Below are 13,711 nucleotides of genomic sequence, written 5' to 3'. Positions count from 1 at the left end.
TTAGAAGGAAATATTCGTTCCAAAACTAAATGTTTTTGTTACCGGATAAGACATTGGATCGTTAGGTTCCGGATCGAGATGATCCATTTTCAGTTTAGTCCATGTTATCAGATTTTGTCCTCCTACAAATACCCTGAGATTGCTAATCCCTATTTTACGAAGCAAGTGCGGAGGAAAAGTATAACCCAGTTCAATATTTTTTAATCTTATGAACGATTTATCCTGGATAAAAAATGAGTTCGACTGGTGGCTTGAGCTTTCACGGGTGCTCAATGCCGGATACTCTATTTTATCTCCATTCAGCCAACGTTCTTCTGTCCATGCATTCCGGTGATAGTTGTAATATGAGCCTTGACCGATGTTTTCAAAGACAAGATTACCCGCATACAAAGCATTATAGCCACCTAATCCCTGGAAGAAAACAGAAAAATCGAAACCTTTATATTCAGCCCCCAGTGTAATACCGTAAGTACGGCGGGGAACGGAACCATTTCCTATAGGAGCCATATCTTCTTCATTGATATGACCATCACCATTAAGATCCTGATAAACAAAGTCCCCCGGTCTCGGTGCGGTAAAATCATAAATAAGGTCGGTGTTCGCTAGAGCCTCTTTTGTCCAATAGCCTCCATTATTACTTTTATCTATAAGGTATCCGAAATTTTGACCTAATGAGTAGCCTGTTTTTCTGTAAGTGTAAGCATATTCATCATTGTACTTGATTTCATCAGCATATTTCACTGTATTTTTGTTGAACCCTAAATTCCCTTTTATGGATATCAGAAGGTCTTGATTTACTTTTTTGTTATAAGATATTTCGAACTCACCCCCCTTGTTATCTACTTCTCCCATGTTGACCCTAGGAATATTCCCTGCTGCAATTCCTACAAATCCCGGAACTGTTTCCCTCCGGATAAGGATATCTTTTCTTTTTTCGTTGAAAATATCCACAGAGCCTGTCAGGTCATTGAATAGGTTGAAATCTATGCCTATATTATATTTAGATGCTGTTTCCCAGGTAACATTATAATTACCAACCAGGCCCTCGATAATATGACTCCCTTGTCCAAGACTAGTATGGCCGCCACCACCGGCTAATGTTGTCTGATCAACATATAGAAAGCGTTGGTCACCTTGTTTGTCATTTCCTACCTTACCATAAGAACCCCTTAATTTCAAAAACGGAACAATTTTATTATCTTTCAGGAATCCTTCATTACTTATCACCCATCCTAATGAAGCGGCAGGGAAAAAGCCGAAGCGTTTTTTAGGTGAGAATTGTTCAGAACCATTGTATCCCATATTGAACTCGGCAAAATAACGATTGTCGTAATTATACATCATACGCGATGCAATACCAAGCATATTATATGGCAACTCTGAACCGGTAGACTCCCACGAATCGCGCTGTGCAACGAATGTTGCTCCCACATTATGCAGGGAATTGAAGGTTCTGTTATAATTGATTATGGCCTGAGCGTTTATCTTGTATTGTGTATTCACACCTTTATACGTGTTGAATCTTATTTCCGAACCATCTGTCGAATAACTGAATGAATCGTTATCTCCTGCACGTACAATTTCATATTGTTTGTCGCGTTTAACACCACTTGTAGAAGAACCTGAAAAAGAGTCGTACGACAGCATACCTCTTACAGAAAGCCCGGGGGTGATGGCTTTGAGGTCAAAGTCGAATCCCAGAGTTGAATTTAAGTTAGAATTTACGGTCTCCCAATAACCAAATCGGTTTACTGTTTCGTAGCTGCTGTAAGGCATATATCTTTCTCCCTCCAGCCCGGCCGGTATAACAGGTTCTCCGGTAGGAGCTCCGTGCCCGCTTATAGTTGTCGGTCCCGGTGATATCGGAAGCATCAGTGTTGTGTAAAAGAAAGTACCGCGCATCATCAGGTAAGTATCATCTCCATACTGCCATGCAGAAGGCATCCCTACTTTCTCGATATAAGACCCGAGGTTCAAAAATGCTTTGAGAGAATTGGATATTTTATAATCGAGATTTGCCCTGAAACTCCAACGTTCCATACGGGACGAAGGATCGTATCCCAATTTCGACTTAGATTCGGTTTCCAGATGCCCCCCTTGTTTAATAAAACCGGCATTAAGGAAATAGGAAAGATTCTTTGTACCGCCCGATATGTTTGCGTTTATAGTTGTTTGTGCAGCCAGATCTTTGAATACCATACCATAGTAATCGTTATCCGGGTAGAGATACTTGCGGGCTGCAGCTTTAGATGCATAGTCAGGATCATTGGGGTCAAGTCCCAGCAAAGGATTCTCATATAGAGCAATCACGTTAGGGTCGATAGGAGATATACCATCGTTAACCCTTGCTTCACTTCGCATATTCAGATACTCTACCGAATGCAACCGATCCGGTTTTCTTGTGAAGGCTGCATAGCTCTGATTAATACTTAATGAGAGTTTAGCCTTACCACTCTCACCTCGCTTGGTGGTAATAAGGATAACTCCATTAGCACCTCTAACTCCGAATACAGCAGTAGCTGATGCATCTTTAAGTACAGAAACCGATTCTACTTCATTCGGATCTATGGTGCGAATATTGTCGCGGGGAATTCCGTCTATCAATATCAGAGGGTCTGTTGTATTCATTGTACCCGCACCGCGTAGATATAATTTTGCGTTGTCTACTCCCGGTTGGCCTCCCATACTTTGTGTTGAGGATAATCCGGAAATACGGCCGGCTAAAGAGTTGGCCAGACTTGTAGATGAACTTTTCAATAGTTCTTTTGTTCCTACTGAAGAGATTGCTCCTGTTAAAGATTCTTTCTTTTGTACTCCATAACCGACAACTATAACCTCCTTCATTTCGGATATATCTTCGCTCATCGTAAAATCGAGCTTCGACTGTTTACCTATCGCCATTTCGATGGTCTTATATCCAATAAAAGAGGCTACGAGTACACTTTCTTCATTAGGAACCGAAATAGAATATTTCCCGTCGCTATCGGAAATAGTTCCGATTAATGTTCCTTTGATTCGCACCGACACTCCGGGTAATGTTTCACCATTGGTGTCCCATACTACACCCGATAGAGTAAACTGCCGCCCCTGAGAGTAAGCCCTCTCTGGCAGTATGACAGACAATGCCATAATTATTAGAATGATTACTCTGGTATTAAAAAAATTTAGCATAATTTGTAAAAGATTAATTAACAATTCTGTTTTTCATAGTAGATAACTAGAAGTAAAAGATTCATTAGTTTTTTTGTTTGATTCATAGGCTTACTTATTTTAAGGTTAGATTAACATTGCCTAAAGATATGTACAAAGAATATTTATCAGAAAAAGCCTGTTGTTTATTTTTTTTCGATTTTGGGTCAAAGTATTACGGCTCTCCTGCCGTTTTCGATTTCTGTTCAAAAACTTTATATTTCTGTTCATCCTTGTATTTACTTGGGCTAAAATACTTATATTAGTCTGTCTAAATTTAGTTGTAACCTTATGCGCCGGAAAAATATATATATTATATTATTTTCATTTTTCATTTTGTCCGTTCTTCTTTTCTTCTTTCTGAATTTACAGCGAAAAGATAAAATACGGTCAAAAAATAAAAATGAAATGAATACAGCAATTATATCTCCGAGCTTGTCTCATCTGCACGTCAAAGGTTTCTGTCAAGATAGTCTTGGCTATATGTGGATAGCCACAGCACGTGGGCTCAATCGTTATAATGGCTATGATTACAAACAGTTTTTTCATAACAAGGAAGATGATTCGTCGCTCGACAATGATATGATCTATTCCCTGTTCTTGGATTCACAGCATAGGCTGTGGGTGGGAACCAGTGCCGGAGTAAACCGTTACGATTTTATAAATGACAAATTTGTAAGATATAAAATGCCGTTTGCATTCATCCATACTTTTTATGAAGATGCGGAGGGATACATATGGGTGGGGACCAGTATGGGTGTAGGTAAAGTAGATCAGGATAAGCTGAGTGTAGAGATATTCTCAAACAAATTGTCAGGAACAGTAAGTACTCTGCTGAATGATAAAATAGGGAAATTCTGGGCAGGAACTGACAAAGGGCTTGCATATTACACCCAAAATTCTCAATGGGACATAATGCCTATAAATGGAAACAGAAGTGTCAGCTGCATCTGTATGGATCCGCAGGGAGGTTTTATTATAGGAACAAATACAGGTATTGCTTTCTTTGATCCATATACAAATAGTTTCATTAATTCGCCGCAGGCAATTTCTTCAAACGAATCATTGAACACTGCGTATATCCATTTTATTAAAGAAATAGAGCCTCTTAAATATTTGATCGGAACCGCAGCCAATGGCCTATTTTTATATGATGCTTTGCGACAGACACTGGAACAAAATCCGGTTGAATACACCGAACCATTGGATTCTCAACAGCCAATGTCTTGTGATGTAGATAATCAGGGAAATGTATGGATAGGCTCGTTTGATAAAGGCATAGGTGTATACAATACGAAACATAGATTCTTTAATCAGGATTCGAAGTTAAGCAATACATTCAAAGGTATTTTCACTACACGCATTATTGAAGATAAATACAACAATCTTTGGCTGGGAACCCGATATAAAGGTCTATACCGTTATGCAAAAGATGGGGATATCAAAATCTACAATTCTTCCAATTCGCGGATATTCAAAGACAATAATAACCTGGTAGAAGGATTATTCATTGATTCCAGAGACCAATTATGGATAGCGTGTGCAGACCAGATTGCAGCTTGTACCTTTGACAAATCGGGAAAACTCTCCGTGGAGCGAATCATTACACAAACAGGTATAACAGGCTCTGCCTCCATAGCCGAAGATCGTAATGGTAATGTATGGTTCGGATTGTCGAATGGACTTTTTGTTGTTAAAGGCGGTGAGGTTGACGCCCATTTAGATCAGGTATATACAGGAAATGCCCCAAAAGTATATTTATTATCTTCCGGGGAACTGATTTTTTCTGCATATGGCAAAGGAGTCTTTAGAGTTAATAATAACGATCTGAGTATTACTCCACTGGAGATGCCATCTGCCGGTTCAACCATCATTGCACAACATTGTGTCGATATATTCGAAGATGCACAAAACCGGATTTGGTTTGGAAGTTATAATGAGGGAACAGCATATATAAAAGGGAAAGAGTGCCGCATATTCAATATGAGCGATGGCTTGCCTTGTAATGATATAACCTGTATAAGTGCTGATATGGAGGGAAATATCTGGATGAGTACTGCGCATGGACTTTCTTGTGTAAGTCCCGATTTTACGATTAAAAATTATTTTGAATATGATGGCACATTAGGTGATTTATATCACGAAAAATCAAATCTGATAGGTTCGGATGGAAAAATATATTTCACAGGTAATCATGGACTTACCTTCTTTGACCCCCGCATGATTATGCAAAACAGTACTCAGGCTCCAATTGTGATAGAAGACCTTAAGATACATAATGAAAGTGTGCGTCCGGGCAATAAGAGTTCAATTCTGGATAAGAATATTTCATTTACAGATGAAATTATCCTGAATCATAAACATTCGGTTATCACAATAGATTATTCAGGTATAGACTTTCTCACACCTCAGAAATTGACTTATTCATTCAAATTAGAAGGGCTTGACCAGCAATGGAATAATGTAGGGAATTTTAGGAGAGCCACTTACTCGAATCTTATTCCGGGAAATTATACGTTTGTGGTAACAGCCGTCAATAGTGACGGCCTAACAAGTGTAACTCCTGCTAAACTTAAAATCACAGTTAAACCTGCTCCATGGGCCACATGGTGGGCATGGTTAATCTATATAGCATTATTTTGTGGAGCTATATATCTCTTTATGCGCCTATGGACTAAAATAAAATTACAAAAGCAGAGCCTGGAAATGAAGAGTTATGAACGGGAAAGAGAACAGGAAGTAACGGAGATGAAGATGACATTTTTCACAAATATATCTCATGAACTGCGCACACCGCTGACCTTAATATCTGCTCCTATTCAGCAACTTATAGGAAAGATCGATCACGAAAGTACAGAAGGACAGCTGCTGCAAACTGTTTATAACAACTGCCAGCGACTATATAAACTAATGGACCAATTGCTCGATTTCAGGAAGATGGAAGATGGAGTACTGGCCCTGAAAGTCAAACAAGGTAATATTATAGAAGAGCTTGCTTCTATTGTCGACAATTATAAGTCGACAGCTTCTTACAAAGGGATTTCTATACAATTCTTGCCTCATATTTCCGATCTGGAAATGTGGTATGACATCGATAAAATAGACAAAATAATGAATAACTTATTGTCTAATGCAATGAAACACACATCCAGTAATGGTAGAATATGGATAACAACTTATGAATTTGCATTTTTTGAAGTTCAGGAAAAATATAAAAGAATCTATTCTCACGATGATCGATATATAGAAATCTCAGTCTTAGATGACGGACCGGGAGTGCCTCCAGATAAACTGGATGAAATTTTTCTACGTTACCGCCAAATTGAGTCTCCTATAGGTTTAAGGTTGGACTATGCGGGTACAGGAATAGGATTGCATTATACGAAAAGATTAGTAGAACATCATCATGGAGAGATTATTGCTGAAATCCCTTCGGAAGGAGGTATGAAATTCTCATTTATACTACCTCTGGACGATGTATACACTATATCGGATAAAATTCAGAACCAACGAAAACCGGATTATACAACAGAAGATTATGTAACTCTGTCCGACTCTATAGATAAGGACACGAAAGCATCCCCAAATACACACAGATATACCGTACTTATTGCCGAAGATAATATAGACTTGATGATGTATTTCAGACAAATGTTAGGTGAAAAACATAATATTATTGAAGCACTTGACGGTGAACAAGCGTGGGAAACGATGCAGACAGAGTATCCCGACATTGTACTCAGTGATGTAATCATGCCGAGACTTTCGGGTTACGAACTATGCAAGAGGATAAAACAGCACCCGGTTTTGAGTCATATCCCTGTAATACTACTAACGGCTAAAACTTCAATGCCGGAGCAACTGGAAGGGCTTTCGTATGGTGCAGACGCATACATATGTAAACCATTTAATGTAAACTATTTACTGCTGACAATAGAGAACAGGCTGAAGAACAGGGAAAGACTTTGCATGTACTATTCTACTCCACAGCAGGAGTTGCAAGCAGATGACATGCTTACGGGATTAAATACACTTGACCGTCAATTTATGGATAAACTAACCGGATTACTGGATAAAGAGCTCTCTAATTCGAATCTGAATGTTGATGATATAGCTAGTGAAATGGCTTTTAGCCGTACCAGTTTCTATCGAAAATTAAAGGGCCTTACCGATATGGCTCCAGCCGACTTTATCCGGAACTATCGCCTCAAACGAGCAGCAGAGATGATTCTGGAAGGGTCATGGATATTAAGTGAAGTATCTGAAAGAACAGGATTCGGTAATTACACCCATTTCTCAGTGGCGTTTAAAAAGCACTTCGGCGTGGTTCCTAAAAACTATAAATCGAGTTTGTCTCTATAAGCACCCATTAAAACCTGAATCTGCTTAAGTATGTGGACAGGGTATAAGTCTCTTTCAAAATCTAGTATGCATATAATATAAAAACTAAACCCACGAATCATCCCGACTCATGGGTTTTATAAAAATCTTTACAAAACTACACCACGACTAACTTTAAATGGTCGCGCTTTACTTTACACATTAAATCTGAACACTCTACTTTAACAGAACCCGTTCAGATTTGTTGATAGATTTATCTTCACTTACTATTTTTACAATATATATACCCTTGTTGATTAACTGATTCCCTACAAAATATTCGTTGGAATTGCTGAAAACCTTCTTCTCGTCAAGTAACCGGCCTAAAATATCATAAACAGTAGCTATGCAATTCTTATCAGACTGGTTATCGACCACGATCTGATTATTTCTGACATAAATATTAACAAGAGAAGATTCTTGTCCGACTCCGTTTAACGGGGACGAACTTTCTGTAATTTTAAATCTACCCTTAGCTATGCTATTTACTCCGGGAAGAGTGTATTCTACATTATTTTCGATGGGATAACTACGGCCTGTATGTATATCGTGTAAATATAATTTGCGCATTTCTACATCAGAAGCAACGGAAAGCGTTATCAAAAACTTCTCATCTTTCACTGTATTCACACCAAAAGTAGTTCCCACAAATTCAGGAACAGTAGCTATCTGATACTTAGACTCTGCTTCACCTGAAACATATACCTGAGCCAGCCCTTCTTCCTGAAGTTTGTATGCATCCCATCCATTATCAAAACCCTTAGTAGTACCTGGATTTTCGAATAGCCATACACGGTCAGCTGATGTATTGCCAACAACCTCCATAACAATATAAGGGTATTGTGCCGTACTATTTTTAGTATAGGTCGACTTCCATGGTTTTGTAGTCGACGTATTTAACTCATTTTTCATCAGTTCGCCATACTTCAATGTTATATTACCGGGAGTTTTTACATCCAACATGAATGTATGCATAGACAATATCCTGTCCGGTATTCCGGCTTGTCCTGCAAGGTTAAATGGTACAGCCTGATACTGTCCGCCGGCAACACCGCTGACTGTTCCTCCATTCAGTTTTCGCCATTGGTCGCGAGTTCCCGTATTGAACAGATAAACTGTATTTTCGGTCAACTCCACACTTCCAAGTTCGATAGCTGCGGAAGTAATTGGTATAGCAGCAGTAAAGGAATTACCTACAAGGTTCATCCCCGAATAATTAACATTAGATGTTCGGGTAAGCGGGACAATAGCATTACCGACATTTAAAATTCCAGGGAAACTGTAGATATGAGTCGGCAAAGCATTACTACTATTAGTCATTTCGTAACCTTTGAATGCTTTTAGACCTGTATCCGGCGTATATGGAGCGAGCTGCCATTTATTGCCATTGAATGTTTCTACCCATTGGTTTACTGTTTCCACTCTAGGAGTAAGATATGGAAAATCGGATGCTTGAACCGGAATACCAAAATATTGCCATTGTTTTTTATAAAATCCACAAGTTGAGCATTCATATGCTTTGTTATAGAATTCTACCGTAGCATTTACATTCCGATTGTCATCAGGATTGGCAAAGAGCAATGTCCCTGTCGGTTTATCTGTTGAAGTCTTTACTACAATAGTCCCTTTGTCCGGGTTGTCATCTATCACCACTCCATTTATAGTAAGCTGGTTTTCGGTGGTTACCAGTAAATCTACATCCGAATTATTAATGAGATCTCCGATCACACGATCGACATCAAGATGCAAATCACGAATTGCAGTTCCAAGACCATTGCCATTTCCTGAAGAACCATTATTGTTCTCTGTTGCAAACTCAATGTTATCTCCTGATGCAGGAACAAACTCGGCAGTCCAGTTATCAGTATCTGCCCATTGATTGCTAACCGTACCGTGCCAATAATTTTTCTTATAATTAGGGTCTGGACATCTTATTATAATTGTACCAGAAGGGACAGAACATACTTTATCGAGGCTTATATCATCTACATAATAATCGTTTCCACTATTCTCTGCGAGGTTATTCCGGAAAGAAATAATAACATTATCCACTTTACAATTTTCTTCATCATCCGGTATAGGTACAGAAAAATATAGTTCCAGATATGTCCATTTATTTTTAACGCTAGCATCCCAATCATTCAGAACATGAGACTCTATTGTAGCCAATACTTCATTCGTTTTCGGATTCAAGATGTCAATAGCAACTTGTGAAGGCCCATTTACAAGATACAACCAAAATGAAGCCCTGTATGAAGCACCGACCTGTAATAATTGAGTCCTTTTGTAGAATGAATTGAGAACTTGTCCGGCATTTACAACCATAACAGCACCAGCTACGGTATTCGAACGATCTTGTATGGTATTAGACTCATTGTAAGCCGGTGTCCAAAAATAATAATCATTCGCTTTATGTCCCATTTTTATATATCCGGGGGCTACTACGGCATAATGATTATTATCAATCGCGAATTTATCATATTCTTCTGAAAGAGGATATGGCGTGCCAAACTTAAAACTGTTGGATGGCATATAAGGAGAAGTCACCCGTCCAAAATTATTTGATGCTTCCGGAAATTCACTATCTCCGAAATTTTCAGAAAATATGTTTTCTTCCCGGCATGGAACAACTGTTTCCGTATCCGTGTTGTTATCCGGTTCGGGATCTACTCCGTCGGCAGAGACAGAGGCCGTATTTAAATAGCTTCCGGATGGATTGATCTCTGCTGTAAAAGTAACAGAAGTATTTGCGTCCTTAGCCAGAGATATAATATTCCATGTTATAGTATTCCCAACACTTGTTCCTCCATTATTTATCACACCAATTGTATATCCATCGGGAAGAATGTCGTTAATTATTATATTGGAAGCACTATGTGGCCCATGATTTGTAATCTTTAGAGTAAAAGTTACAAAATCACCGACCTCCGGGTTGGATTCATTTACTGTTTTTTCAATAGCAAGATCAGTCTCACGTATCAGATTTACCATCACCCCTTTGATATTGTTACAATTTCCACCCTTTCCATTATTTGCACATTCGAAATATGGATCAGTAGGGAGTACATACCACAGAGTAAGATCGTATGGATTATCGGCATTTGCCGGAGCAACCGGATTGGCTGGATCGCTCGTATTGGTTGCATCCGGGTCTGTAACATCATTCGGACGCAGAATAGTTGCTACTGCATTATTATTCCCGGGATCTGCATCTAATGTAACTTCGGCTTGGAATGTATATGTTATTTCACAACCATTGGGCAGATTAAGTGAAGATGAATACTGGCGTTTAACAGCATCGTAAACTATTGCCACCAATTCTGTTCCACAACCATTGCCATTGAAAACAGCTGTATAACCCGTTCCGTCAAATCCTGTTGGAAGAGTAAATGTAAAAGGTGCACCCAAGACATCACTGGGCCCATCATTCTTAACTTTTACAGTGTAGGATAATATTGTCGGATTATAATCTCCGTTTATATCTTCCTCTTCCAGTCGGACAGAGCTTTTATCAACGGTAACAGATGACACCTGAAGATCGGCTTCTTTTATAGTAACGGCCGTTTCTATCGTTTTCTCCTCTCCTTTTATAAATGTCCATGTATCGATAGACTTTTGGTTTCCAAATCCATAGGATGCGTTCGAAATACCTACTGCCCATTTATGCCCATTACTGTTACTGGAGATACCACTACTGTTAGTGGGTGGAAGATGAGTGTTATTTACCGGACTGGGACTACTGCCACTATTATTATTACTGTTAATTGTTATATTGGAATCGTCCCAATAAACAATATCGGATAATACATTATTCAAATTATTGTGATCTAATAATTCGATGATTGTTCCTCTCAGATTCATCTCCATATCGAAGAAGGGAAAATGCACCTCTGCACCTTGCAATTGCACTGTTATTTTTGCAGGTACACGCCCTGCCGGAATAGGAATGTTATCCCCGTCTTTTCCATCCCAATATACACTATTTTCACCTATTTTGGCTGCCCCATACATATGCCGGGTAGTAAAGGCGGGAGTGCCTGTACTTTCTATCTTTATCGTAAACGTTCCCTGAGATTCGGTCTTAAATCTTATATATCCACCTTTCGACGATATCTGTCCCTCTGTATTATCTGTCCCCAGAACCTTAACCTCTTCAACTTTAGGCACAACAATCGTATTCCTCAGCCAGGTTTTCCCTCCCGGGACAGCTCCGCTGACTTCTACATCTAAAGGCAGGTCGGCGCTAGGCTGAGTATAGAATAATTTATGTGTAATACTAACATCTGTATCTGCCAGATTCGGGTCGTGCACCTGATTTCCAATACCTGTAGTAGTATTCAGACTTTTATATATGGGAACTTTTGTTGTCGCATTTACAAAACCATTGTTATTTACAAAAAAAGTAAAATAAATACCGTTATTTCCGTTGTTATTTACCCGATAAGTGTATCCATCCTTTGTCAGAACATATACCAATCCGTAAAATCCTGTTGAAGTAGATGATGCTATTGACATATTCAGAACATTAGTATACACTCGCCCTTTTATAAAGTCTGTATTAGCTGTATTGATTACAGATATATCCCATCCAGCGACATAACTCGAACCGGATGGTTGAGACAGTGTGTTAGCTGTTCCTGTTACGTCTCCACTATCCGACCCAGTTCCCTCAAATTCAACTCTATAAATACCTGCCCCCCCCGCAGGTACTGTATAATAGATAGGCAAATATCTATTTCCCCCTGCAATTTGTCCCACTTTACGAGGTCCGGCAAGTTCGGCATTTCTATCAGCTATATTTCCTTGATTATTAGCAATAGTTGGTGAAACTTCATTACCATTCGGAGCATATAGTCTGATACGCCTAGTGGTACCAGATTGTGCACTTGAAGCTAAAGTAATGGTCTCGCCAGCCGCCGCATATACATAATGCGTTCCTTTGTTAGGAAATGGCCAGTTTGCAGTAACTCCTGTATTAGACCTTAAATATGCCCTATTGCCAGTTGCGCCGCTTGGATAAAGATCTTTTGATCCGTCCGCATGCATTTGAACCAATGGCAAGAGACTTATAAACAGAAGAATAAAGTATAAAAAGCGATTGCTAATATAATTCATATTGTTGATATTTTTTGTACTTGAAAAATGACAGGCCAAAGCCTGTTATATCAAGATTTAAACTATTACTCAGATATTATTCTCAGATTTCCATATCGTATATATACCAATGGTTGCGTTCTATCTTCGCAGGCAAAAGCAACTTATAGGTTTCATTTCCGAATTCAGGCGGAGGCAATGGACCTGCCCCCAGATAAGGAATACTTATTTCTATTGCACTTCCTGCATTATCACGCTCATTGATATAAGTGGTAACGATCAACTCGGTAACCTTCCCGTTCTCCAGATTGTATGATGATACAGTTCCGTTAGCCTGCCATGCTACCCAATCGGAAGAACTTACTAAATTATCCGATTTAGATGCTTGCTTTAACGCATATGTATTCTTGTCAAAGTCTATGAATTTATAATTATACTGCGCAATACTGTTGAACAGGGGACTACTTTGATGCTCTGCCGAAAGTTTTACATTAAGTTGTACCTTAGCTACGGCACGGATTAACGGGATATTATTCAGTTGAAAATTAGAATAAAAATCGTGAGTTTTGTTCCCAGACATTAATATAGGTGTAGTTATATTATCCGACCAAGGCAGGGACGTTTCCTTCAAAACCGATTGTAATCCCGTTAATGAAACTACGGCATCGAGATCCGATTTGATCGAAGAACAGTTAGCTATGATATAAACCTGTCTGCTACCGGCTTCGGCCTGAGTTAGGTTTAAAGACACTTTACTATCACTACTATTCCATGAGCCTCCGGTAAAAGTTGAAGTATTGATATAATATTTTTTCAAAGTTTGTGAACCTGTCGAAGGGAACAGAAACAAGTATAAATCATCTATACGTTGTTCTTCCACAGTTCCAGCATCAACCGCCTTTGTCTGTTTTGTGATGTAGTTATCTATGCTGAAGGATAACTCAATCTTATTATTTTCTAAGGCAGTATCCGTTGTTTCCTCATTTGAGCAGGCAACAAAGAATAAACTTAAAAGCAATGATATATATACTATTCTTTTCATACTTCT

Annotated in this window: 4 protein-coding genes; 1 reads left to right on the top strand and 3 read right to left on the bottom strand. The window is 38.9% G+C overall.

Annotated features, from left to right (window positions below):
• Positions 1-3,171 (bottom strand): TonB-dependent receptor, encoded by a 3,171-nt coding sequence (locus QZL88_RS19640; RefSeq protein ID WP_296944318.1) that lies wholly within the window; start codon positions 3,169-3,171, stop codon positions 1-3.
• 426 nt (positions 3,172-3,597) lie between these two features.
• Between QZL88_RS19640 and QZL88_RS19635 the strand changes: the two genes are divergently transcribed.
• On the top strand, positions 3,598-7,551 hold the full coding sequence (locus QZL88_RS19635; protein WP_296944316.1) for a hybrid sensor histidine kinase/response regulator transcription factor: 3,954 nt from the start codon (positions 3,598-3,600) through the stop codon (positions 7,549-7,551).
• A 195-nt stretch (positions 7,552-7,746) separates the two neighbouring features.
• Here QZL88_RS19635 and QZL88_RS19630 read toward each other — a convergent pair whose 3' ends face one another.
• On the bottom strand, positions 7,747-12,684 hold the full coding sequence (locus QZL88_RS19630; protein WP_296944313.1) for a T9SS type A sorting domain-containing protein: 4,938 nt from the start codon (positions 12,682-12,684) through the stop codon (positions 7,747-7,749).
• A gap of 82 nt (positions 12,685-12,766) precedes the next feature.
• Positions 12,767-13,705, bottom strand: a complete 939-nt coding sequence (locus QZL88_RS19625) for a fimbrial protein (protein ID WP_296944311.1) — start codon at positions 13,703-13,705, stop codon at positions 12,767-12,769.
• Between the last annotated feature and the right edge of the window lie 6 nt (positions 13,706-13,711).

The sequence above is a fragment of the uncultured Dysgonomonas sp. genome (genome assembly GCF_900079725.1).
GTDB lineage: Bacteria > Bacteroidota > Bacteroidia > Bacteroidales > Dysgonomonadaceae > Dysgonomonas.
Note: the sequence above shows the minus strand (reverse complement) of the source record. Positions and strands in the feature narration are given on the sequence as shown.

What these genes read in the sequence shown, in the direction of transcription:
- QZL88_RS19625 (WP_296944311.1), bottom strand. Translation starts at nt 13,705, where the DNA reads ATGAAAAGAATAGTATATATATCATTGCTTTTAAGTTTATTCTTTGTT.
- QZL88_RS19630 (WP_296944313.1), bottom strand. Translation starts at nt 12,684, where the DNA reads ATGAATTATATTAGCAATCGCTTTTTATACTTTATTCTTCTGTTTATA.
- QZL88_RS19640 (WP_296944318.1), bottom strand. Translation starts at nt 3,171, where the DNA reads ATGCTAAATTTTTTTAATACCAGAGTAATCATTCTAATAATTATGGCA.
- QZL88_RS19635 (WP_296944316.1), top strand. Translation starts at nt 3,598, where the DNA reads ATGAATACAGCAATTATATCTCCGAGCTTGTCTCATCTGCACGTCAAA.